The organism is Rhizobium sp. P43 (assembly GCF_056730705.1).
The window spans coordinates 4,160,001-4,183,259 of sequence record NZ_CM161539.1 but is presented as its reverse complement, the minus strand read 5'-3'; the positions used below and the strand labels follow the sequence as shown (position 1 = coordinate 4,183,259).

The window sequence follows — 23,259 nt, the reverse complement described above, 5'->3', positions numbered from 1 at the left end:
CCGGGGCGCAAGCGCACCGGATGGCCTTGGAGGGACACCAATCAGGGCTTGAGAGCGAAGGTCTCAAGCTTGGCCGCATTGTCCTTGTTGATCAGAATGCAGTCCATCAGCTGCTTTTCCTCGACGCCCGTCGAGCCAGTCTTGATGAACTTGTCGGCTTGCTCGACCGCCAGCTGCGCCTGCTGATAGGCCGGCTGCAGGACGGTTGCCTTGATGCCATCTTTCAGGATGGAATCACGGACGTCGTTGGAGCCGTCGAAGCCAACGACGATGACATCCTTGCGACCCGCAGCCTCAAGTGCCGCATAGGCGCCCATGGCCATGGTGTCGTTGCCGGAAATGACACCTTTGATATCAGGATGCGCCTGCAGGATCGATTCCATCACCGTGTAGGCTTCGGTCTGTGACCAGTTGGCTGTCTGACGCGCCACCATCTTCATGTTCGAATACTGATCGATCACATCGTGATAGCCCTGCGAACGAATGCCCGCATTGGTGTCGGACTCCTTGCCAACCAGTTCGGCATAATTGCCTTCCTCACCCATCAGCTTGACGAATTCTTCCGCACCAAGCTGGGCACCCTGGTAGTTGTTTGAGACGATCTGCGAGACAGCCACACCCGTTGCGGTGATTTCTCGGTCGATCAGGAAGGACGGAATGCCCTTGTCCTTGGCCTTCTGGACGGCCGCAACCGAGGCATCGGCACCGGCGTTGTCTAGAATAATCGCCTTAACGCCGGCAGCAATCGCGGCATCGAACAATTCATTCTGCTTATTGGCGTCATCGTCGTGGACCATGATCATGGTCTCATAGCCAAGTTCCTTGGCCTTGGCTGCCGCACCGTCGGCCTCCGCCTTGAAGAACGGATTGTCGTGGCTCGGCGTAATGATCGCGATGGTACCGGCCGCCATGGCGAAGCCCGGCACAAGGCCGGACAGGGTCAATGCGCAAACGGATACAAACAAACGGCGTGAAATTTTCATGAGAACCTCCCTCTTTCCCAGCCACCTCCTCGTGACCTGACGCATTTTTTATCGAATGTTTTCGAATTGTGTCAATCTATTTTTGTTTCGTTGTCAAATTTCGCGTTCTCCGACGCTTGAGACGCCACATCAAAACCAATAACGCAGTGAAACTACTGCGATGCAGCAATTTGATGAAGATGAATTGAAAACCTCTTGTCGTGAAGTTGAAATTGTGGAAGATATCGAAATCAAACAAAAACAAACGAAAGACATTCGTGCAAATCACAGATGCCGTGAACGCATCTGAGCCCCGGGCGAACTGACCTGCGGACGGACGGATGGATTTCCCAAACTGGAGGACGCATTCCATGACGACCCAACGCTTCGGCGCCGGAATTTGGCATTTCGCAACCTATGTCGATCGCTACGCAACCGACGGCTACGGCACACCGCGCAGCGTCATCGACGCGATCGACCTTGCCGGCCAGGTGCGTGACCTCTCAGTCGTGGACATCAATTACCCGTTCTTTGGCGGGGACTTCACCAACGTCGAGATCAAGGCGGCCCTCGACCGCAACAAGCTGGGGGTCATCGGCATTACGCCTGAAATCTACACCCGCGAGTTTTCAAAGGGCTCCTTCACCAATCCGGACGCCGGTGTTCGCCGACGTACGCATGAACTGGTTACGGAGGCCTGCGATCAGGTTCGCTACTTCGGCGCCGACTATGTGAAGCTCTGGCCCGGCCAGGACGGCTGGGACTATCCGTTCCAGGTCGATTACGGCACCCTCTGGAAACACTCGCTCGACGGCGTCGGCCAGCTTGCCAGCGAAAATCCTGACCTGAAATTCGTCATCGAATACAAGCCGCGCGAACCGCGCGTCCGCATGAGCTTCGGTTCGGTGGCCCGCACGCTGCTCGGCATCGAGAAGATTGGCCTGCCGAATATCGGCATTCTCCTGGATTTCGGCCATGCGATCATGGGCGGCGAATCCGCCGCCGACAGCGCGCAGCTCGCCATCGACTATGGCCGGCTCTTCGGCATGGACGTCAACGACAACTACCGCAGCTGGGATGATGATCTGGTCGCTGGCAGCCTGCATCCGATCGAACTCTTCGAGTTCTTCTATGTTCTCCGGAAGAACAAGTGGGAGGGCGTCTGGCAGCTCGACCAATTCCCCTTCCGCGAGGACAGCGTCGCGACTGCCAACCACGCCATAGACTTCCTGAAAGCCGCAGACAAGGGCCTTGATAGCCTTGATCTCGACGCTCTCAAAGAGGCCCAGAGCCGACACGACGCCATCTCAGCCTTGCGGATAGCCCAGAAGGCTCTGTTCGGCGCCATGTGAGCGCCGGATGCAGTAAGTGTCGCCTCAGACGGAAAGGCTTGTTGAATGCTGAAGAACGATACCGTTCAGACCATCCGGGAGAAAGCGCTCTGGATGCGCCGTCGCGCCTTCCAGATGGTCCATGACGCCCAACTCGGGCATCCCGGCGGGGACTTCTCCGCCATAGACATCATTGCCACGCTTTATTTCGGCGTCATGCAATACGACGCGGCGAATCCGACTCTCGAAAGCCGTGACCGGTTCATCATGTCGAAGGGCCACGCAACGGGCGCACTCTATACCGCACTCTGCGCCGCCGGCTACTATCCTGAGGCTTGGCTCAACACCTACATGCAGCCGAATTCGAAGCTCAATGGCCACCCGAACAGGAACTATCTGCCGGGTGTGGAAACCAACACTGGTCCGCTTGGACATGGCATGCCGGTCGCGCTCGGGATCGCCATCGCTGCCCAGATTTCGGGACAGACCCATCGCACCTTCGTTCTGACAGGCGACGGCGAGTTGCAGGAAGGCTCAAACTGGGAGGCGGCAATGACGGCCGGCCATCGCAAGCTCGAGAACCTGACCCTGATTGTCGATCGCAACCGTCTTCAGCAGGGCATGGGCACCGAGGAGACAAACGGTCTCGATCCGCTCGATGAAAAGTTCAAAGCCTTCGGCTGGGAAGCCCTTATGGTCGACGGGCATGATGTCGGCGCTCTCTTCGACGTCCTGGCTGCTCCACGCATCGGCAAAGGCCGCCCGCTTTGCGTGATCGCAAACACGGTCAAGGGCAAGGGTGTCTCCTTCATGGAAAACAAGGCATCGTGGCACCATGGCGTGCCGAATGCTCAGCAGTATGAAATCGCTTTGGAGGAACTGGTCTGATGGCTGCTCCCGCCACGAAACAGGACGGCTTCCACGATTGCCGTGACGCCTGGGCTCGCACCCTTGAGGAACTCGCAGGCAGCAACGAACGGATCGTCGCTGTCGTCAACGACTCCGTCGGCTCGTCGAAGCTTGGCGGTTTCCAGAAGGCTTTCCCTGACCGCCTCGTCAATGTCGGCATCGCCGAGCAGAACATGGTCGGCGTCGGCGCCGGCCTCGCCAATGGCGGCAAGATCCCCTTCGTCTCTGCCGCCTCGTGTTTCCTAACGGCCCGCGCGCTTGAGCAGATCAAGGCAGACATCGCCTATGCCCGCTTCAACGTCAAACTCGTCGGGCAGTCATCTGGTATAGCCTATGGCGAACTTGGCCCGACACACCACTCGATCGAGGATTTTGCCTGGCTACGCCCCTTGGACGCAATCACCGTCGTCGTCCCTTCTGATCCATGGGAAACCGCAGAGGCGGTGAGATGGGCAGCAGCCTATGACGGTCCTGTCTATCTGCGCCTGAGCCGCATGCCGGTACCTGACCTTGACATCCGGAACCGTGTTTTCCGTCCCGGCAAGGCAGAACTCGTCCGCGACGGCAGTGACATAACCCTGATCGGGTGTGGCACAACCGTGCACCTGGCCCGACAGGCAGCAGAAAAGCTACGGTACGAAGGCGTCTCAGCGCGTGTGCTCAACATGGCGACGCTCAACCCTCTGGACGAAGAGGCGCTGGCTGCGGCCGCGAATGAAACCGGCGCAATTGTAACAGTGGAAGAAGCCAATATTCGAGGAGGTCTCGGAGGGGCGGTTGCCGAATATACCGCCGGACATCACCCGGTTCCTGTCGAGCGGGTCGGCTTTCCCGGCTTCGTCGTCACGGGCTCCGTCGATTTCCTCTTTGAGCATTACGGCATCACTCCCAATGGGATTGCTGCGGCGGCCCGCCGGGCGCTGGCACGCAAGCGGTGAGTTTAATGGCACCATCCATGCCGCTCATTCTTGCCATCGACCAGGGGACGACCAACACCAAGGCCGTGCTTGTCGATGCCGCAGGCAATGTCCTTGCCAAGGCGTCGGCACCCCTGACATCGACCTATCCGCGTCCTGGCTGGGCCGAACAATCGGCCGATGCCATCTGGGAAAGCGTCCGGTCCGTGATCGCCGAGATCGTTTTGGGCAACCACGGTCCCATTGCAGGCATTGCCATCAGCAACCAGAGAGAGACTTTGGTGGTCTGGGATGCAGAGACCGGGGAACCGCTGGCTCCTGCAATTCTCTGGCAGTGCCGCCGGACGGCGGCAGACTGCCAGGCACTGATCGATGCAGGACATGATGCCTCCGTCGCCGACATCACCGGACTGTCGATCAATGCCCTATTCCCTGCCTCGAAGCTCGGCTGGGTCATGGAAAATGTCGCATCGGCACGAGATCTCGCCGAGCGCGGACGTTTGCGGGCCGGCACGGTAGACAGCTGGCTCCTCTTCAAGATGACAGGCGGCCAGGTCTTCGCAACCGATCATTCCAATGCCTCGCGCACCATGCTCTTCGACACCGCGAAGCTGGAGTGGAGCCCGGAACTCTGCAAGCTTTTCAAGGTGCCGGTATCGGCACTCCCGCAAGCCCTGCCCTCGAACAGCCGTTTCGGCGAAACGGTGGCAGGGACAACTGCGCTGCCTGCCGGTACGCCTGTCCAAGCCATGATGGGCGACAGCCACGCGGCTCTCTACGGCCACGGCGTGCGCGCGCCGGGCCTGGTCAAAGCCACCTACGGCACGGGCTCGTCACTGATGACACTAACCGACGGGCGCGTCTTGTCCGGGCATCGTCTCTCCAGCACGATTGCCTGGTCCGATGAACGCGGTGTCGCCTATGCTCTTGAGGGCAACATCACCGTGTCGGCCCAGGCGATCGCCTTTGCTGCGACCTTGCTTGGGCTCTCCGGCCCTGCAGCATTGTCCGATCTGGCGCAGACGGTTTCCGATAGTGGCAAGGTGGTTTTTGTCCCTGCCCTGGCCGGTCTTGGTGCGCCGCATTGGACCGATGATGCAACGGGAACGATTTCCGGCATGACCCATGCCACGACACCGGCTCATATTGCCCGCGCGACGATGGAAGCTGTCGCACTTCAAATCGCCGACGTCTTCGAAGCCATGCAGCAGGATGTCGGGCTGGCACTGTCCGGCCTGATGGCAGACGGCGGCGCCTCGACGAATGACGTGCTGATGCAATTGCAGGCCGACATTCTCGATCGGCCCGTGCTGCGCGGTGATCAGCCGGAGGTCGGCGCCCTCGGCGCGGCGGCCATGGCATTTCTCGCACTTGGTGTCACGACGCCCGAACCCTCCCACGCTCGCCGCTTCACGCCCGGAACCATGCCGGAGGCGGCGCGCGTCGACCTCCTCATGCGTTGGCGCGCCGCGATCGCCCGGGTGAAATCACCGGTTTCGATCACCGCGTGAACGTGGCCGAAAGAAGCACTCGTTCGGCCACGGCAAAGCGTCAGGCGGCAACCGCAGCGCCGTCTTTCTGCCTTGCGATATGGAGGGCAAGGTCCGCGATCGTGATCAGCGGCAGTTGATGCTTGAGGCAGAATTCGCGAAGTTGCGGCAGACGCGCCATGGTGCCATCGTCATTCGCCACCTCGCAGATGACGCCTGAAGCCTGAAGGCCGGCAAGCCTTGCCAGATCCACTGCCGCTTCCGTGTGCCCCGGACGACCGAGCACGCCCTCGGGATGGGCGCGGAGCGGGAAGATATGACCGGGGCGGGCGAAGTCATCAGGCTTCGAATGCTCGTCCAGCAGCGCGCGAACCGTCGCGGCGCGGTCGGCTGCCGATATCCCGGTCGTTGTACCAGGAATGTAATCGACAGAGACCGTGAAGGCGGTCTTCAGATATTCCGTGTTGCGCGGCACCATCAGAGGGATGTCCAGCGCATCCAGCCGTTTGCCTTCCATCGCAACGCAGATCAGCCCACGCGCATGCTTCATCATGAAGGCAACGGCCTCCGGCGTAATCTTTTCCGAAGCGATGATGATATCGCCCTCGTTCTCGCGATCCTCGTCATCCACAACGACGATCATGCCGCCCGCTGTTAGCGCTGCGACTGCATCTTCAATTTTCGAGACTGTCATTTCCATGCCTTTCAAGGGTAACCCGCTTTCGCGGTAAAACACGACCTTGCGGTCGCAATTTTCCCTTGGGCGAACAAAGGCACGCCCCGCCCTTACGAGCGGGTCTGCATACCTTGCTCTCTTCCATCCGGACTATACCGTCGGCTCCGGCATCGCACCGGATCTGCTAACTCCTGCCTAAACAAGAGCGCTCGCGGGCTCCCGGCAAAGCCGGATACCGCCGGTGGGGAGTTTCACCCCGCCCTGAGAACAACAACAATGTAGATAAGCGGCGCCCCCGCGCCAAGCAAAATTCAACATGTTTTATCCCTGCTTGGCGAGATTCCATCACTCACACCGACCGCATTCGCGAAATTGCCATAACGCAACCGAAGGTCCGGCTGCATGGTCTCCGATCACGGCGCACGATGAACCCTGCAGAGTAGGTGACCGGTAGGAGCCCGCAGACTGACGGCATCTTTCACGAAGGGCTCCCTTCATCAGTGACGAGTGGAGCAGATGGAATATCGATCGACACGTTCATTAAACGTGTTTATTAAACGCGTGAAGTTTAACTTGTGTGAGGAAGCCGCATGCCCAGGCCCGCATTGACTGAAGAAGAAATCCTTAGCTTTCGCAGGACGATCCTGAGCGCCGCCGCCAAGATTGTTGGGCGTGAGGGTCTCGGTCAGTTGTCGATGCGCGGACTGGCGGATGCTCTCGGCGTGACCGCCGGAGCGCTCTATCGCTACTATCCGAGCAAGCAGGACCTGATCATCGATTTCTGCCGTGATGCGATCACCGATCTTAGGCACCGTTTCGACGAAATTGATCGAAAGGCGGAAGATCACTTGTCCGCCATTCGGTCCATGATGAAAGCCTATGCCCATTTCGGCCTTGAAGACCGCGACCGCTTCCGCATGCTTTTCCTCGAAAACGATCAGGGTCTGACCTCCCCGCTGATGGAAGACGAGGGAACGATGCTGCCCTATCGACAACTCGCCGAGCAGGTGGCCAGGGCTGCAGAAGCAGGCAAGATCGTGACCACCGACAGCGAGCGGTCCACGCAGATTATCTGGGCCGGCGTGCATGGCATCGTGACCCTCGCCTCCACCTTCAACGATTTCGACTTTGGAAATGTCGATCAGCTCGTCGCCGAGATGATCGAACTGTTCATCAGCGGGCTTCGCCCGCAAGGAGCCGCACAATGAAAACCAGCATTCTGAAATACGTCGCTCTAGCGGGTGTCCTCGGACTGCTCGTTGGATGCAGCGAAGCCGAGCCGGAAGCCAAGGCACCCCGTCCGATCAAGTCGGTCATCGCCGAGATCCGCTCGATCGGCGAGACCGTCAGCCAGACCGGCGAGATCCGCCCGCGCTACGAGACCCCGTTGAGCTTCCGTCTCGACGGCCAGCTCACCTTCCGGGTGGAGAATGGCATCGAGGTCAAGGCCGGCGAGCTCCTCGCCAGCCTCGACAAGGTACCTGCTCAGAACAACGTTCTAACAGCACGCGCCGAACTGGCTACCACCCAATCGGCCCTGGAATTCGCCCGGCTGACCGCCGAGCGCAACCGGGAGCTTTTCTCGAAGAACGCCATATCACGGGCGCAGCTGCAGGAGGCCGAAGCCAACCTTCAGACAGCGCAAGCGCGTTTTGCAGGCGCCACGACGGCTTTGTCGACGGCCGAGGAGACGCTGACCTACACTGAGATCAAGGCGCCGCGCGACGGCATAGTCTCAGCCGTCGGCGCCAATGTCGGCCAGGTGGTGCAGGCCGGCCAGCAGGTGGTCACCGTCATATCAAACCAGGATCGCGACGCGGTCTTCGACATTCCGGAGCGACTGCTCAATGCCGGCGCCGAGGCGCCGCAAGTCACGGTCAGCCTGATCTCCAACCCGGCGACGACCGCGACAGGTACCGTGCGCGAGGTGACGCCATCAGCCGATCCAATCACCCGAACCTTCCGGGTCAAGGTATCGCTTGACGAGCAGGGAAAGCGCATGCCCTTCGGCGCCGCCGTGCTCGGCACCATCATACTGTCGCCTAAGGATTTGGTCGAGCTACCCGCCTCGGCGCTCACCAACAACAACGGCGCCACAGCCGTCTTCGTGTTCGACAAGGCATCGAGCAAGCTCGCCTATCGCACCGTCCAGATCGATCGCTACGACGACCAGAACATCTACGTATCTTCAGGCCTTGAGACAGGCGACATCGTCGCAACGGCCGGTGTTAGCAAGCTGCGTGACGGCGAAGTGGTCAAGCTCGAGGCAGGGGAGGGTCAATGATGTCCAATGCATCTCAACCCGACATGAAGAAATTCAACCTTTCAACCTGGGCTCTTCAGCACCAGTCACTGGTCATCTTCCTGATGATCATGACCATGATTGCCGGCATCTGGAGCTATCAGCGCCTGTCCCGCAACGAGGACCCGCCGTTTACCATCAAGACCATGGTGGTCTCGGCACTCTGGCCGGGCGCCAGCACCACGGACACCGTCAATCTTCTGACCGAGAAACTGGAAAAGAAGCTCTCGGAAACGCCCTATCTCGACCATACCCAGAGCTATTCCCGTGCAGGGAAGTCGGTGATCTTCGTCAACCTGCGCGACGATGCCCCGCCCGCCGAAGTCTCCGACGTCTGGTACCAGGTCCGCAAGAAGATCACCGATCTCGCACCCACCCTGCCCCAGGGTGTGCAGGGCCCCTTCTTCGACGACGAGTTCGGCGACACCTTCGGCAGCATCTACGCCTTCCAGGCTGAGGGCTTTTCAAAGCGCGAACTGCGTGACCGCGTCGAGACTGTGCGGGCGGAGCTCCTGTCGATCAAGGATATCGGCAAGGTCAATGTGCTCGGCGTCCAGGAAGAAGAGATCGTCATTGAATTCTCCTCGGCCAAGCTCGCCAGCCTTGGCGTCGATCCGGCCGCTGCGATGGAAGCGATCCGCGCACAGAACTCGATCACCCCGACGGGTACGGTTCGCACCGACAGCGAAAAGGTCTCGCTGCGCGTCAGTGGTGCCTTTGCCTCCGAAAAGAGCCTGCACGACCTCACCTTCCGCGTCGGCGACCGGTTCATTCGGCTTGAAGACGTCGCCAGTATCGACCGGCGCCTCGTCGATCCGCCGGCGCCTGCCTTCCGGGTCAACGGTGAGCCGGCCATCGGCCTTGCCATCTCCATGTCCGAAGGCGGCAACCTGCTTTCATTCGGCGAGACCCTCAAGACCCGCATGGCCGAGATCGCCGCCGAACTGCCGCATGGCATCGAGATGATCCAGGTGGCCGACCAGACCACCGTGGTCAAGGAGGCCGTCGGCGGCTTCGTCAAGGTGCTGATCGAGGCGGTTGTCATCGTGCTCGCCGTCTCCTTCGTCTCGCTCGGAACCCGGGCCGGCCTCGTCATCACCGCCTCGATCCCGCTCGTACTGGCCATGACCTTCTTCGGCATGGACCTCGCCGGCATCGGTCTGCAGCGTATTTCACTCGGGGCCTTGATCATCGCACTCGGCCTGCTCGTCGACGATGCCATGATCACCGTAGAAAGCATGGTCTCCAGCCTCGAAAACGGCGAGGACCGCGCGGTCGCGGCAAGCCATGCCTATGAGACCACCGCCTTCCCGATGCTGACGGGCACGCTGGTCATGATCGCCGGCTTCATCCCGGTCGGTTTCGCCGCCTCCAGCGCGGGTGAATACACCTTCTCGCTGTTCATGGTCGTCTTGATCTCGCTTCTGGCGTCCTGGATCGTCGCGGTGCTCTTCTCGCCGCTGCTCGGCACCTGGATCCTGCCCAAGACAATGCCGCGCCACGCCGAACAGGACGGACGCGTGATGGCCGCCTACAAGCGGGTGCTGAACTGGTCGCTCAGCCATCGTTGGCTGACATTGGGAACGGCGATCGGCCTGCTCGTCCTCTCCGGCTTCGGCACAACCAAACTCGAGGAACAGTTCTTCCCGGCCTCCGACCGCCCCGAACTGCTCGTGAGCCTGACCCTGCCGCAGAACGCCTCCCGCGAGGCGACCGAGGAGCGGGCCCGCAAGCTTGAGGCCCTGTTGAAGGCGGACGAAGATGTCGCCCACTTCACCACCTATGTCGGCTCGGGTTCGGTCCGCTTCTACCTGCCTATGGATCTGCTGCTGGAAAACGACAATGTCAGCGAGACCGTCGTCGTCACCAAGGGCATCGACGAACGCGACGCCGTGCGCGCGCGCCTCGAGGAGGCCATGCGCAAGGACTTCGCCGACATCACCACCCGAGTCTCGCCGCTCGAACTCGGCCCCCCGGTCGGCTGGCCGCTGAAGTACCGTGTCACCGGCGAAGACTACAAGACGGTGCGCGAACTGGCGCTGAAGGTGGCGAATGTCGTCGGCGAGAATGCCAATACCCGCGACGTCAACCTGACAGCCGGCGAACCGCAGCGGCGCGTGACCGTCGTCGTCAACCAGGTCGAGGCACGGGCGCTGGGCATGAGCTCGGAATCCGTGGCGAGCGAGATCTCCGCGATCTTCGCCGGCTCGACCATCACCAGTGTCCGGGACGGTGACCGGCTGGTCAACGTCGTGGTCAAGGGCATCGAGGCCGACCGCACGTCGATCGCGACAATCGGCAACATCAACCTGCGTGGCAGCGACGGCCGCTCGGTGCCGCTGCGCCAGGTCGCGACGATCGAATACGGCATGGAAGAGCCAGTCATCTGGCACCGTCAGGGCCGTCCGATGATCGTCGTCCAGGCCGACGTTGCCAAGGGACTGCAGCCGGCAACCGTGGCAGCTGAAGTCAACGCTTCGCTCGATGCGCTCAGGGAAACCCTGCCAATCGGCTATGCGATCCAGTCGGGCGGCATCACCGAAGAGGCGGCCAAGGGCAATGCCTCGGTCTTCGCGGTGATCCCGATCATGCTGATCGTTATCATCGCGCTGCTGATGGTCCAGCTGCAGAGCTTCTCGCGCATGGCGCTTGCCGTGGCCATGGCACCCTTCGGCCTGATCGGCGTGGTCGCCGCCATGCTGCCGACCGGCACGCCGATGGGCTTCGTCGCGCAGCTCGGTGTGATCGCGCTCTCCGGCATGATCATCCGCAACGCCGTCATCCTGATCCAAGAAGTGGACCAGAATGTCGCCAGGGGCGAGGCGATCCGCGAGGCGATCGTGCATGCGGCCGTCCACCGGTCGCGGCCGATCCTGCTGACGGCACTGGCCGCCATCCTCGGCATGATCCCGATCGCCGTCCAGATCTTCTGGGGCCCCATGGCCTATGCCATCATCGGCGGCCTGGCAGCAGCCACGGTGCTGACGCTGACGCTCCTGCCCTGCCTGCTGCTCTGGCTGCTGATGGCCGAGCAAGGCAAGGCGGTCGGGTCAGGCGATGCGCCTGCGGAAGGGACAGTCACGCATGGTCAGTAAATCCGCCTCGACGAGGCTCGTCTCCAGGGGAACCGCGCCATCGGCGCGGTTTTCATTTGCAATCATAGGCTGTAGGACCGGTGTCCTTGCTCTGATTTTCGTGCTGGCTGCCTGCGGCCATCGGCCAGACGTCTTCGTGCCGGTGACGGTCGACGATCCCACCACCGGCAAGGTAGATATGCTGGTGGCGACCACGCGTGCGCCATCGGAGCACAAGGCCCTGCGCTATTCCGGTGAACGCGGCGAGGAGATTCAGCTCGACAACATCACCGTATCGATCCCGCCGGATCACCGCCGCCGCCCTGGCGAGATCCAGTGGCCGAGCGGTCGTCGGTCGGATCCGCAAAGGGCGTTCCTGGTGACCGGTGCCAAGGAGATAGATGAGACCCAGGCCATGGACTGGTTCAAGCGCAGCAGCGGCGACAAGCGACGGGTGCTGATCTTCGTGCACGGTTTCAACACGACCTATGCCGATGCCGTGTTCCGCTTCGCCCAGATCACTCATGACATCCGCACGGACGCTGCGCCGGTGCTGTTCACCTGGCCATCGCGCGGCAATGCGCTCGACTATGTCTATGACAAGGAGAGCACGATCTATTCGCGCTTCGGTCTCGTGACCCTGCTCGAGGAGGCGATCCGCAGCCCAGATGTCGCCGATATCACCGTGCTCGCTCATTCCATGGGCACCTGGCTAACCATGGAGGCGCTGCGCGATGTGGCGCTAAAGGCAGGGCGGGTCTCGCCTAAGGTGCGTAATGTCGTGCTCGCCTCGCCTGACATCGACGTCGATGTCTTCCGCCGACAGGTTATCGAGATGGGAGAGAAGCTGCCGCGCTTCACTGTCTATGCCTCGCGCAACGATCTGGCGCTGGCGGCTTCAACCTTCATCGCCGGCGACGTCGGCCGGCTGGGCTCGTTCGATCTCAGGCCCTACAAGGCTGAACTCGCGCGCGAGGGCATCAGCGTGATCGATGCCACCGACGCGCAGCAGAAAGACATGCTCAGGCACAACGCCTTTGCGGAGAATTCTGACATGCTGCAGGCATTGGCAGCCCGTCTTGCCGACCAGCGGCTCGATACGGACGATGCAGGGCTCGGTCTGCGCCTCGCCCGCACTGGGGCGAGCGTGGTGCGCTCGACCATCATTTCGCCCTTACGCTTGATGGCGCCAGCGAACTGAAAGAGCCACCCTCCCATATGCCTGTGGCTAAGGCGACTCCAACAGGAGGCTTGATGCAGCTTCGGGACCGGCTCGACCGCTTCTTTGTGCCTGATCCACAGCTGGCATCAGGCCTTGAGACTCTGCAACCCTTTCAGGGTCGCAACCAACATGTCAGCAAGCGCATCGATCTGGGAAGACTGCATCTCCTGAGGCGAGTGCATCATCACGATGACGTTCGCCTGAACAGCCTCCAGAATGACAACCATCAGCATCGACACTCGGTCTTCCGGCAGGTCCGGGGCGACCCAGCGCAGATAGGGTTCCAGGGCTCGAGCATTCTCCGCCGTGTCTTCCATGTCCAACTGTCGCAGCTCAGGGCTGGATCTCAGGCTGTCCCAGATCACAGCCGATGCGGGGGAGCGCAGAAGATAGTCGACCAAGTTGCGCACCAACCGATCGGCTGTTTGCGGACGCTGAAGGATCGGAGTCGTGTGATCGATGATGTCTGCCAGCTCAGCGGAGAGTACAGCCCGCAAACTGTCGAGATAGCGAATGGCAATCGCTCGAACGATGCTGCTGCTCGATGGGAAATAGTGATAAAGAGAGGCAATCGGAAGCCCAGCGCGTCTGGCCAATTCGCGCATCTTCAATCCTTCCAGACCAGTCTCGACAACCAGTGGCTCTGCCGCAGCAAGGATCTGCTCGATCCGCTCCCGACTTCTGTTCTGTAACCCTGCACTTCGGACATTGAGGCGATCTTCGCCCTCTGTCGGTTGTTCTATCATGACGCGCACCCGGCCGAATCCAATTTTTTTCTAGATTCGAACATCGCTCGATATTGACAGCATTGCAAACTCGATCAATGCTCGACTTTTAAGTGACGGCCGTCAAGACAACCGGCCGCAGCAGGGGAACTCAAAAAATGGACATGAAACGCCGAAACTCGGCCACCTATCCGGCTGGCCAATCGAAAAAACGCACCCTCTCAACAACAGGTGTGATCGTACTGGTTGTTGCGGCAGCGGCTCCGCTGGCCGCTCTCATCGGCAACACACCACTCGCGTTTGAAACAGGTGCAGGTCTTGCGATGCCGGCGGGATTCATTCTCGTCGGGCTGACACTTCTTTGCTTTGCATTCGGCTACACGGCGCTGAGCCGGGAAATCGTCAGCAAAGGTGCATTTTACACCCAGGTCGGGCAGGGTCTCGGCCGTCCCGCCGGCATGATTGCAGCATACGCTGCAGCGCTCGCCTATTCCGCCTATTCCCTCGGGATGGCGGGCGCCTTTGGCTACTTTACCTCGTTGCTCGGCAAGGAATTGGGCTACAACTTGCCATGGATGGGATGTGCTGCTGTCGGCATCCTCACGGTCGCAGCTCTAGGGTACAGGTCTCTCGATCTGTCCGCACGGGTTCTCACCTACTTCTTGATCGCAGAGTTTGGTGTCCTGCTGGTGTTCAACGCACTGGTCATCTCGCAGCTGGGACTGTCGGCATTTCCGCTTGATGTCTGGACTGCAAGCTCAGCCTTCAACCCAGCAATTGGTGCGATCATTCCATTTGTGATTGTCTCTTTTCTAGGTTTCGAGGCCGCAGCGCTTTATGGCGAAGAGACAAAGAACCCCCGCCGCTCGATCCCGTTTGCAACCTATGCCTCGCTCGCCGGGATCGTCGCATTTTACGCGGTATCGGTCTGGATCATCATCGGGTCGATTGGGACAGCTGAAGTCCAATCCATGGCCACCCGCGAATCCGGCAACCTGCTGTTTGCCCTGTCGAACACCTACGGCGGTGAGGCACTGACGGCAGTGATGGGTCTGCTGCTCGTCGCCAGCATGCTCGCAAGCTTCCTCGCCGTCCACAATGCAGCCAGCCGCTATCTGTTTGCCCTGGCGAGTGATCATCTTCTGCCCGGAGCACTGGCAAAGTTTCACCCGGACTACCATTCGCCCCATGTCGCAAGTGTCGTCATGACCTCGCTGCAGCTGATCATCGTATTCGGGTTGGGAATGTATGGCGTCTCGCCCTATCTCGGGATCGCGTCTTCAACGATTGGCCTCGGCACTATCGGCATCCTTGCGATGCAGATTGCTTGCGCTCTGGCGGTCATCGGTTTCTTCATCAAGGCAAAGCGCGGCAGTCTGATCACGACCCGCGTCATGCCGGCCATCGGCGCAGTGGGATTGACAGTCTGCCTTGCCCTGGTCGTCAACAGCTACGACAAGCTGACCGGCAGCGACAATCCGCTCGTCAACGGTCTACCTTGGCTCTTCATACCGCTGGCCGCCTTCGCTCTCCTCTACGCGCGTTGGCTCAAGGTCAATCGCCCGAACGTCTATGCCCAGATCTCCGGCACACAGTATCGTCATGTGACCGAACGCAACGCGACGGAGACCACCTACGATAGCCATTATTGCATCATCGGAGCGGGTCCTTCCGGTCTGATCATGGCTCGCGCCTTCATCAAGGAGGGTGTGCCCTTCGACTGCTTCGAGAGGCATTCTGATGTTGGTGGTCTGTGGGATCCGAAGAACCCGGGCACTCCGATCTATGAGAGCGCTCACTTCATCTCATCGAAATGGACCTCCTATTTCTACGGCTTCCCGATGCCGGATCACTATCCGGACTACCCGTCCTACCGGCAGATCCTCAACTATATCAGGTCCTTCGCCCGTGCCTTCGGCCTGTACGACCACATCAACTTCAACACGGAGGTCATTTCGGCCATACCCGCAGATGGCAAGTGGAAAGTAACGCTCTCTACAGGTGAGGTTCGTACTTACGCAGGCGTGATCGCCTGCCCCGGAGTGACCTGGCATGCCTCGGTACCGAGAATTCCGGGCGCCGAAACATTCAAGGGCGAGATCCGTCATTCGGTCTCCTACATGAAGCCCGAGGAGTTCAAAGGCAAGCGAGTCCTGGTGGTGGGCGCCGGCAATTCCGGTGTCGATATCGCCTGCGATGCGGCAAAGTTCGGGGACAAGGCCTTCTTCAGCGTACGCCGCGGCTACCGCTTCGTACCCAAGCATCTGTTCGGCGTTCCCACCGACGTTCTGATGAGCGGCAAAGTTCTGCCGCCCAAGGGGGTCGCTCTCTCCTCCGATGTCGGCAAAATGCTGGATACCCTGAACGGTGACCTGACACGCCTTGGTCTGCCCAAGCCCGATCACGACGCGCATTCCAGCCATCCGATCATGAATACCCAAATCCTGCACTACCTCGGGCATGGTGACCTGATCGCCAAGTCCGACATCAAGGAGCTGCGCGGCAACTCGGTCGTCTTCAAGGACGGTTCAGAGGAAGAGATCGACCTGATCATGCTGGCCACGGGCTATGAGTACAAAATGCCCTTCTTCGATCCGGCCCTGTTCGAATGGAAGGATGGACGTCCGCAACTCTACATGAACGTCATCCATCGCTCGCAGCGTGGCCTCTATGTGCTGGGCTTCACAGAGTTTGCCGATGCCGCCTATCGCCGCTTCGACGAGATGGCCCAACTGATCCTGGCAGACGTGCATGCGACCGAAACGGGTGTGGCACGGGCTTGGCTCGACGAACAGCGTCGCGAACATTTCCCCGATCTGCGCGGCGGCAAGGTCTATATCGACTCGCCGCGCCACGCAAACTACGTGCACACCGACACCTACAAGCGCCTGATGGCCGAGTTCCGCCGAAAGCTCGGCTGGCCCGATCTCGATGACAACTTCTATGAGGATCTGCGCCGTCCGGACAGCAATGTTCATCCTCTTCCGGCGAGAGACAAGACCTCCACATCCGACAAGGGCGATCAACTCAAAACGCTGGAGGCGGGCGAATGACTACGCGCAAAACACTCAACGGCCGAGGAAAGTTTGCAATGGTGACGGGGGCTGCAGGCGGAATAGGCCAGCCACTGACCCGCCGGCTTTTGGATGCAGGTTTCCATGTCCTCATGCTCGATATTAACGCGGCCGGGCTGGAAGCAGCCCGGGCGAAGCTCGGCGGCAGTACCACCGGCATTGTCTGTGATATCACTGAGTCAGCATCGGTCGCTGCAGCCGCCGCACGGGTCCGGGAAGTCACCCGACAAGTCGACGTTATCGTCAACAATGCCGGCTTCATCAAACCTGGGCCTTTCCTGAGCCTGAATGAGCAGGACATCGACCGTCAGATCCAGATCAACCTGCTCGGTCCGCTACGAATTCTCCATCATTTTCTGCCTGCGGTTCCAAATGGCGGCTCGGTCGTCAACATCATATCCATGGCCGGGATCCTGCCGCTCGAGGACAGCACCGTTTACACGAGCGGCAAGTTTGGTCTGCGCGGCTTTTCAAGTTCACTGTCACTTGAATTGCGCGCCCGAGGGATCCGCGTTTCCGGGATTTTCCCGTCGGGGGTCGATACGCCAATGCTGCGCATGGAGGCACAGAACGGCGGCTCTCCTCTCAACTTCGTTTCCGATCCCTTGTCTGCCGAGCAAGTGGCAGATCTTGCCATCCGGGCCGTCAAGGAGGGGAAGCTGGAATACTACCTGCCCTACGGCGACGGGGTCATGTCACGGCTGTTCGGCTGCATCCCTTGGATCCTACCACGCCTGCTGCCGCTGTTCCTCAAGAAGGGCATAGCCGGGCACAAGCGCTACCTCGCCAAGATCGGTGTCGGACAATAATCCAAAAAAGGGGGACTATCGCATGAATTCGAAATTCTTGATCACCACTGCCGTTGGACTTGCAACACTCGCTATGCAAATCGGCGGAGCCTCCGCTGGAGAGGGCGCGAGCAGCAACATGACGCTTGGAGCAACCACCTTCCAGACCCCGGTCATCCCGGGTCCAGGCTTTTATTACAGCAACTACGTCAACTACTATCACGCCAACCGCTTAAACGATGGCAATGGCAACAGTCTGGTGCCGGACCTCAGCGTCAATGCCTGGATTGACTACAATCAGTTTGTCTATGTGCCGCCAGTCGATTTCGCAGGTCTGACGTTTGGCGTGGGCGCAATTGTGCCATTCGCGAATATCCGACAGGTTGCTGGTGGAACCATCAGCGAGTCGAAGGGCCTTGCCGACATCGTCCTGCAGCCGCTGATCATCGGTTGGCAAAGAGACAATTTTCACGCGGTTCTCGTGCAAGGCGTGATTGCGCCCACAGGCGAATATGACGCGTCGTCAGACGTCAATGTCGGGCGCAACACCTGGCAATATCAGCCGCAGTTGTCGCTCGGTTACATCGATCCGGAGGGCATCGAGCTCACCACCACGATGACCTACATCACCAGCGGCACCAACAAGAACCCGATGAATTTCTTCGCCAACACGACCAACTCGCCCTACAAGAGTGGTGACCTTGCCCCGCTGAACTAATCCATTTTGAAGTAAGCTCTGGCCTATTGAGAGGACCAGAGAATGAAGCGCAACCGTTTCACGGACGAACAGATTATAGGGATACTGAAGGAGCACGAGGCAGGCACGCCGGTCTCAGAGCTTTGCCGCAAGCACGGCGTGAGCGATGCCAGCATCTATAAATGGAAGGCCAAATTCGGCGGCATGGACGTGTCCGAAGCCAAGAGGTTGAAGACATTGGAGGACGAGAACGCGAAGCTGAAGCGGCTTCTGGCGGACGCGATGCTCGACAATGCAGCTTTGAAGGACCTGTTGGGAAAGAAGTGGTGACGCCCGCAGCAAGGCGGAAAGCTGTCGTGCATCTGATGGATCACCACCAGATGAGCGAACGGCGGGCGTGTAAAGCCAGCGGCTTTTGCCGAATGACGGTCCGTTACGAAACCAGGCGCAGCGACGATGATCGTCTTCGCGAGCGAATGAAAGCATTGGCGCATGAACGCCGCCGCTTTGGCTATAGACGCATCCACGTGCTGCTCAAACGCGAGGGGCACCATGTGAACCACAAGAAACTCTTCCGGCTGTATCGGGAGGAGAAGCTGACGGTGCGCAAGCGCGGCGGCCGCAAGCGAGCGATCGGCACACGTGCACCGATGCTGGTCCCGATGACGGCCAATGATCGCTGGTCGCTGGACTTTGTGTCGGATCAACTCACCGATGGCCGCAGGTTCCGGGTGCTGACGATTGTCGATGATTGCACCAGGGAATGCCTGGGTCTTGTCGCCGACACATCCCTTTCCGGTCTGCGCGTTGCTCGTGAACTGGACCGGATCATCAAGGAGCGCGGTAAGCCGAAGATGATTGTCAGCGACAATGGTAGCGAGTTCACCAGCAACGCGATCCTGCAATGGACGGACCAGGTCAAGGTGGAATGGCACTACATCGCGCCGGGTAAGCCGATCCAGAACGCCTTCATCGAAAGCTTCAATGGCCGACTGCGGGATGAACTCCTGAACGAGACGCTCTTCTCGTCATTGAACCATGCCCGATCGGCGCTCTCAAGCTGGCGTAGCGACTACAACGATCATCGACCACACTCAGCCCTCGGCTGGCTCACGCCAACCGAGTTTGCCCAGACCATCAACCCGCGACGTGATGCGGTGCTGCGCAGCCGGAATGGCTCCGCACCGCAACCCGCCGCTACCGCCCCGAATACAGCAACACAAAACCGCCGGAGCGAACTCAAAACTGGATAAAACTTGGGGGCAAGGTCAGCGGCCTTCGACGACCAGCTCGACAAGCTCGACAAGCTCGACAAGCTCGACAAGCTCGATGAAGAACGAGAAGAGCTGGAGCGGCAGCTGGCAAGCGCTCCATCCGCGGATCAGCCCGTCAGCGATGCAGAGCGCCTCGCAGCTCTGCGCGCGGAGATCAACGAGGACACAGTTCGCACGGTGATCCACGCCATCCTCTACATGATGCGCAATCATGCTGATGCCCAGACCAAGCAGCCACTGATCGGCATCATCCGCCAGCTCGTTCAGAAAGTGGTCATTGCCAACACGCCGGGCCGTCAACCGCCGGCGCTTGAGGTACATGGTCGCATTGCATCCATCCTCGCTGCCATGGAGACGGCACAGCTGATGGAAGCAAAATTCAAGGCAATGGTGGATCAGGATGTGCTGGCACGTCAGCTGTCCGGTGAACTCGACACGGAGGCCAAAAAGCAAAAGCTCCTCGCGGGTTACGCTGAGGAGCTTTTGAGGAAACGACTTGATTTGGAGGATTTGCAAGTTTCTTTGGTTGCGGGGGCAGGATTTGAACCTGCGGCCTTCAGGTTATGAGCCTGACGAGCTACCGGGCTGCTCCACCCCGCGCCAAGAGCGTCGCATATGTTTTGAGACGCTTGAGAGACTGTCTAAGTTTGGATGGCGGCTTTGTGAGCGGCCTTTTTGTTTCGGCTTTTGCCGATGTTGTTTTGAGAAGATTTGATATCAGCGTTTTTAGCTGAACACATTGCCTTTAGCAGACCTGGCAGCGACCTACTCTCCCGCGTCTTGAGACGAAGTACCATTGGCGCTGGGGCGTTTCACGGCCGTGTTCGGAATGGGAACGGGTGCAGCCACCCCGCCATGACCACCAGGTCGGCTAAGGGCAATGTTTTGAGAAGCTGGCACAGGCATTTGCCTGTTTTCTTTATTGAACACGTTTTTTCTCTGCCTTCGTCTGCATGGAACTTCCCATACAGGCCGATAGGCCGTCGCCAGCAGTCTGGCGGCCCGTCCGGAGCGCGTTTAGCGCGTCAGGACAAAAGAGAAGCATCATCGACGCTGCGAGCAGCGCTGATGAGCACAAGCAATGAGAACGATCAAGCCAATCGAGCTATTAGTAACGGTAAGCTTCATGCATTACTGCACTTCCACACCCGTCCTATCAACGTGGTCGTCTTCCACGGCTCTGATAGGGAATACTCGTTTTCAGGTGGGTTTCCCGCTTAGATGCCTTCAGCGGTTATCCCTTCCATATATAGCTACCCTGCTATGCCCTTGGCAGGACAACAGGTCCACCAGAGATATGTCCATCCCGGTCCTCTCGTACTAGGGACAGATCCTGTCAATATTCCTACACCCACGGCAGATAGGGACCGAACTGTCTCACGACGTTCTGAACCCAGCTCACGTACCGCTTTAATTGGCGAACAGCCAAACCCTTGGGACCTGCTCCAGCCCCAGGATGCGATGAGCCGACATCGAGGTGCCAAACAACCCCGTCGATATGGACTCTTGGGGGTCATCAGCCTGTTATCCCCGGCGTACCTTTTATCCGTTGAGCGATGGCCCTTCCACACGGGACCACCGGATCACTATGACCGACTTTCGTCTCTGCTCGACTTGTCAGTCTCGCAGTCAGGCGGGCTTATGCCATTGCACTCGACGACCGATTTCCGACCGGTCTGAGCCCACCATCGCGCGCCTCCGTTACTCTTTCGGAGGCGACCGCCCCAGTCAAACTACCCACCATACACTGTCCCGGATCCGGATGACGGACCGCGGTTAGACATCCATGACGATAAGGGTGGTATTTCAAGGATGGCTCCACAGAAACTGGCGTCCCTGCTTCAAAGCCTACCACCTATCCTACACATGCCGACACGAATGCCAGTGTAAAGCTATAGTAAAGGTGCACGGGGTCTTTCCGTCTGACCGCAGGAACCCCGCATCTTCACGGGGAATTCAATTTCACTGAGTCTATGTTGGAGACAGCGGGGAAGTCGTTACGCCATTCGTGCAGGTCGGAACTTACCCGACAAGGAATTTCGCTACCTTAGGACCGTTATAGTTACGGCCGCCGTTTACTGGGGCTTCGATTCAAAGCTTGCACCTCTCCTCTTAACCTTCCAGCACCGGGCAGGCGTCAGACCCTATACGTCGTCTTGCGACTTCGCAGAGCCCTGTGTTTTTGATAAACAGTCGCTACCCCCTGGTCTGTGCCACCCCATCACACTTGCGTGCAAAGGGGTCACGCTTCTTCCGAAGTTACGCGTGCAATTTGCCGAGTTCCTTCAACATAGTTCTCTCAAGCGCCTTGGTATACTCTACCTGACCACCTGTGTCGGTTTCGGGTACGGTCTGTACGGTGGAGCTATTTCCTGGAACCACTTCCTCGCCCATTCAATCCAATAAGAATGAACAAGTTACGTGATCCGTCACTACCACCAGGCCCACGAATATTAACGTGGTTCCCATCGACTACGCGTGTCCGCCTCGTCTTAGGGGCCGGCTAACCCTGCTCAGATTAACTTTAAGCAGGAACCCTTGGTCTTTCGGCGAGGGGGTCTCTCACCCCCTTTATCGTTACTCATGTCAACATTCGCACTTCCGATACCTCCAGGAGCCCTCACGGGTCTCCCTTCACAGGCTTACGGAACGCTCCGCTACCACGTATCTTGCGATACATCCTCAGCTTCGGTGCATGGCTTTAGCCCCGTTACATTTTCGGCGCAAAGACCCTTATTTAGACCAGTGAGCTGTTACGCTTTCTTTAAATGATGGCTGCTTCTAAGCCAACATCCTGGTTGTTTTGGGATCCTCACATCCTTTCCCACTTAGCCATGACTTGGGGACCTTAGCTGGAGGTCAGGGTTGTTGCCCTCTTCACGACGGACGTTAGCACCCGCCGTGTGTCTGCCGACTAGTACTCCCAGGTATTCGGAGTTTGGTTAGGATCAGTAAGACGGTGAGTCCCCATAGCCCATCCAGTGCTCTACCCCCTGGGGTATTCGGTCGACGCTCTACCTAAATAGATTTCGCGGAGAACCAGCTATCTCCGAGTTTGATTGGCCTTTCACCCCTAGCCACAAGTCATCCCAATCTATTGCAACAGATGCGGGTTCGGCCCTCCAGTTGGTGTTACCCAACCTTCAGCCTGCTCATGGCTAGATCACTCGGTTTCGGGTCTAATGCAACTAACTGAACGCCCTGTTCAGACTCGCTTTCGCTGCGCCTACACCTACCGGCTTAAGCTTGCTAGTTACACTAAGTCGTTGACCCATTATACAAAAGGTACGCCGTCAGCCTTGCGGCCTCCGACTGCTTGTAGGCATCCGGTTTCAGGTTCTATTTCACTCCCCTTGTCGGGGTGCTTTTCACCTTTCCCTCACGGTACTTGTTCGCTATCGGTCATGCACGAGTACTTAGGCTTGGAGAGTGGTCTCCCCATGTTCAGACAGGATTTCACGTGTCCCGCCTTACTCAAGGACAATGAGTGTTCTACGCTTACGGGGCTATCACCCACTATAGCCAGGCTTTCCAACCTGTTCAGCTTTATTCCTCATTGCCACTGGCCTGGTCCGCGTTCGCTCGCCACTACTTGCGGAGTCTCGGTTGATGTCCTTTCCTGCAGGTACTTAGATGTTTCAGTTCCCTGCGTTCGCTTCTAACCCCTATGTATTCGAAGGTTAGATACCTTATCACAATGCTTGGAAACCCAAGCCGATCTCGCGATCAGTTTGGATTCTCCAAGCATTTAAGGTGGGTTGCCCCATTCGGAGATCCATGGATCAAAGCTCATTCGCAGCTCCCCACGGCTTTTCGCA

The 23,259-nt window shown here is 59.1% G+C and carries 17 protein-coding genes, 1 tRNA gene, 2 rRNA genes and 1 riboswitch (1 of these 21 cut by a window edge); of the genes, 13 read left to right on the top strand and 7 right to left on the bottom strand.

Annotated elements, in window-relative coordinates; translation table 11 throughout:
- Positions 1-41: 41 nt before the first annotated feature.
- On the bottom strand, positions 42-983 hold the full coding sequence (locus AC1PUL_RS20710) for a substrate-binding domain-containing protein (protein WP_480465872.1): 942 nt from the start codon (positions 981-983) through the stop codon (positions 42-44).
- Between the two features lie 160 nt (positions 984-1,143).
- Between AC1PUL_RS20710 and AC1PUL_RS20705 the strand changes: the two genes are divergently transcribed.
- The 5 genes from AC1PUL_RS20705 to AC1PUL_RS20685 all read left to right on the top strand — a co-directional run bounded on the left by AC1PUL_RS20705 (position 1,144) and on the right by AC1PUL_RS20685 (position 5,630).
- On the top strand, positions 1,144-1,272 hold the full coding sequence (locus AC1PUL_RS20705) for a hypothetical protein (RefSeq protein ID WP_480465871.1): 129 nt from the start codon (positions 1,144-1,146) through the stop codon (positions 1,270-1,272).
- A gap of 61 nt (positions 1,273-1,333) precedes the next feature.
- Positions 1,334-2,314 (top strand): sugar phosphate isomerase/epimerase family protein, encoded by a 981-nt coding sequence (locus AC1PUL_RS20700; RefSeq protein ID WP_480465870.1) that lies wholly within the window; start codon positions 1,334-1,336, stop codon positions 2,312-2,314.
- Between the two features lie 45 nt (positions 2,315-2,359).
- A complete protein-coding gene (locus AC1PUL_RS20695) occupies positions 2,360-3,181 on the top strand; it encodes a transketolase (protein WP_480465869.1) in 822 nt (273 codons plus the stop codon).
- Positions 3,181-4,140: a transketolase family protein gene (locus AC1PUL_RS20690; RefSeq protein WP_480465868.1), complete on the top strand. Its 960-nt coding sequence runs from the start codon at positions 3,181-3,183 to the stop codon at positions 4,138-4,140. Before AC1PUL_RS20695 ends, AC1PUL_RS20690 begins: the two co-directional genes overlap by 1 nt.
- 5 nt (positions 4,141-4,145) lie before the next feature.
- The gene (locus AC1PUL_RS20685; protein WP_480465867.1) at positions 4,146-5,630 is read left to right on the top strand and encodes an FGGY family carbohydrate kinase; all 1,485 of its coding nucleotides are present in this window, start codon (positions 4,146-4,148) and stop codon (positions 5,628-5,630) included.
- 40 nt (positions 5,631-5,670) lie between these two features.
- Here the strand turns inward: AC1PUL_RS20685 and ribB are convergent, their stop codons facing one another.
- Positions 5,671-6,303 (bottom strand): 3,4-dihydroxy-2-butanone-4-phosphate synthase, encoded by a 633-nt coding sequence (gene ribB / locus AC1PUL_RS20680; RefSeq protein WP_480465866.1) that lies wholly within the window; start codon positions 6,301-6,303, stop codon positions 5,671-5,673.
- A gap of 111 nt (positions 6,304-6,414) precedes the next feature.
- Positions 6,415-6,558: riboswitch (FMN riboswitch) on the bottom strand.
- A gap of 317 nt (positions 6,559-6,875) precedes the next feature.
- Here ribB and AC1PUL_RS20675 point away from each other — a divergent pair.
- From AC1PUL_RS20675 to AC1PUL_RS20660, 4 genes are all read left to right on the top strand, one after another.
- Positions 6,876-7,493 (top strand): TetR/AcrR family transcriptional regulator, encoded by a 618-nt coding sequence (locus AC1PUL_RS20675; RefSeq protein ID WP_480465865.1) that lies wholly within the window; start codon positions 6,876-6,878, stop codon positions 7,491-7,493.
- A complete protein-coding gene (locus tag AC1PUL_RS20670; RefSeq protein WP_480465864.1) occupies positions 7,490-8,569 on the top strand; it encodes an efflux RND transporter periplasmic adaptor subunit in 1,080 nt (359 codons plus the stop codon). Before AC1PUL_RS20675 ends, AC1PUL_RS20670 begins: the two co-directional genes overlap by 4 nt.
- Positions 8,569-11,682, top strand: a complete 3,114-nt coding sequence (locus tag AC1PUL_RS20665; RefSeq protein WP_480465863.1) for an efflux RND transporter permease subunit — start codon at positions 8,569-8,571, stop codon at positions 11,680-11,682. The genes AC1PUL_RS20670 and AC1PUL_RS20665 overlap by 1 nt, the downstream gene beginning before the upstream one ends.
- A 136-nt stretch (positions 11,683-11,818) precedes the next feature.
- Positions 11,819-12,862 carry an alpha/beta hydrolase gene (locus AC1PUL_RS20660; RefSeq protein ID WP_480465862.1) on the top strand — a complete coding sequence of 348 codons (1,044 nt, stop codon included), beginning with the start codon at positions 11,819-11,821 and terminating at the stop codon, positions 12,860-12,862.
- A 107-nt stretch (positions 12,863-12,969) separates the two neighbouring features.
- Here AC1PUL_RS20660 and AC1PUL_RS20655 read toward each other — a convergent pair whose 3' ends face one another.
- Complete coding sequence (locus tag AC1PUL_RS20655; RefSeq protein WP_480465861.1) at positions 12,970-13,629, bottom strand: TetR/AcrR family transcriptional regulator; 660 nt, start codon at positions 13,627-13,629, stop codon at positions 12,970-12,972.
- A 143-nt stretch (positions 13,630-13,772) separates the two neighbouring features.
- Between AC1PUL_RS20655 and AC1PUL_RS20650 the strand changes: the two genes are divergently transcribed.
- The 4 genes from AC1PUL_RS20650 (at position 13,773) to AC1PUL_RS20635 (ending at position 19,420) form a co-directional block, all read left to right on the top strand.
- Positions 13,773-16,661, top strand: a complete 2,889-nt coding sequence (locus AC1PUL_RS20650; RefSeq protein WP_480465860.1) for an amino acid permease — start codon at positions 13,773-13,775, stop codon at positions 16,659-16,661.
- Positions 16,658-17,491 carry an SDR family NAD(P)-dependent oxidoreductase gene (locus tag AC1PUL_RS20645; RefSeq protein ID WP_480465859.1) on the top strand — a complete coding sequence of 278 codons (834 nt, stop codon included), beginning with the start codon at positions 16,658-16,660 and terminating at the stop codon, positions 17,489-17,491. The genes AC1PUL_RS20650 and AC1PUL_RS20645 overlap by 4 nt, the downstream gene beginning before the upstream one ends.
- Before the next feature lie 22 nt (positions 17,492-17,513).
- Positions 17,514-18,188 (top strand): SphA family protein, encoded by a 675-nt coding sequence (locus AC1PUL_RS20640; protein WP_480465858.1) that lies wholly within the window; start codon positions 17,514-17,516, stop codon positions 18,186-18,188.
- A 42-nt stretch (positions 18,189-18,230) separates the two neighbouring features.
- A protein-coding gene (locus tag AC1PUL_RS20635; protein ID WP_480465857.1) for an IS3 family transposase occupies positions 18,231-19,420 on the top strand; the annotation gives its coding sequence in 2 pieces (ribosomal slippage) (positions 18,231-18,480 and positions 18,480-19,420; 1,191 coding nt in all).
- A gap of 15 nt (positions 19,421-19,435) precedes the next feature.
- Here the strand turns inward: AC1PUL_RS20635 and AC1PUL_RS20630 are convergent.
- From AC1PUL_RS20630 to AC1PUL_RS20615, 4 genes are all read right to left on the bottom strand, one after another.
- Complete coding sequence (locus AC1PUL_RS20630) at positions 19,436-19,762, bottom strand: hypothetical protein (protein ID WP_480465856.1); 327 nt, start codon at positions 19,760-19,762, stop codon at positions 19,436-19,438.
- A gap of 202 nt (positions 19,763-19,964) precedes the next feature.
- Positions 19,965-20,041 (bottom strand) — tRNA-Met (locus AC1PUL_RS20625).
- 152 nt (positions 20,042-20,193) lie between these two features.
- Positions 20,194-20,308: ribosomal RNA gene (rrf, locus tag AC1PUL_RS20620) — 5S ribosomal RNA — on the bottom strand.
- A gap of 220 nt (positions 20,309-20,528) precedes the next feature.
- A 23S ribosomal RNA gene (locus AC1PUL_RS20615) occupies positions 20,529-23,259 on the bottom strand (it continues 67 nt past the right edge of the window).

Coding starts and splice junctions, on each gene's coding strand:
- AC1PUL_RS20675 (WP_480465865.1), top strand. CDS start 6,876: ATGCCCAGGCCCGCATTGACTGAAGAAGAAATCCTTAGCTTTCGCAGG.
- AC1PUL_RS20685 (WP_480465867.1), top strand. CDS start 4,146: ATGGCACCATCCATGCCGCTCATTCTTGCCATCGACCAGGGGACGACC.
- AC1PUL_RS20645 (WP_480465859.1), top strand. CDS start 16,658: ATGACTACGCGCAAAACACTCAACGGCCGAGGAAAGTTTGCAATGGTG.
- ribB (WP_480465866.1), bottom strand. CDS start 6,303: ATGACAGTCTCGAAAATTGAAGATGCAGTCGCAGCGCTAACAGCGGGC.
- AC1PUL_RS20650 (WP_480465860.1), top strand. CDS start 13,773: ATGAAACGCCGAAACTCGGCCACCTATCCGGCTGGCCAATCGAAAAAA.
- AC1PUL_RS20690 (WP_480465868.1), top strand. CDS start 3,181: ATGGCTGCTCCCGCCACGAAACAGGACGGCTTCCACGATTGCCGTGAC.
- AC1PUL_RS20710 (WP_480465872.1), bottom strand. CDS start 983: ATGAAAATTTCACGCCGTTTGTTTGTATCCGTTTGCGCATTGACCCTG.
- AC1PUL_RS20705 (WP_480465871.1), top strand. CDS start 1,144: ATGCAGCAATTTGATGAAGATGAATTGAAAACCTCTTGTCGTGAAGTT.
- AC1PUL_RS20640 (WP_480465858.1), top strand. CDS start 17,514: ATGAATTCGAAATTCTTGATCACCACTGCCGTTGGACTTGCAACACTC.
- AC1PUL_RS20700 (WP_480465870.1), top strand. CDS start 1,334: ATGACGACCCAACGCTTCGGCGCCGGAATTTGGCATTTCGCAACCTAT.
- AC1PUL_RS20655 (WP_480465861.1), bottom strand. CDS start 13,629: ATGATAGAACAACCGACAGAGGGCGAAGATCGCCTCAATGTCCGAAGT.
- AC1PUL_RS20665 (WP_480465863.1), top strand. CDS start 8,569: ATGTCCAATGCATCTCAACCCGACATGAAGAAATTCAACCTTTCAACC.
- AC1PUL_RS20695 (WP_480465869.1), top strand. CDS start 2,360: ATGCTGAAGAACGATACCGTTCAGACCATCCGGGAGAAAGCGCTCTGG.
- AC1PUL_RS20630 (WP_480465856.1), bottom strand. CDS start 19,762: ATGTACCTCAAGCGCCGGCGGTTGACGGCCCGGCGTGTTGGCAATGAC.
- AC1PUL_RS20670 (WP_480465864.1), top strand. CDS start 7,490: ATGAAAACCAGCATTCTGAAATACGTCGCTCTAGCGGGTGTCCTCGGA.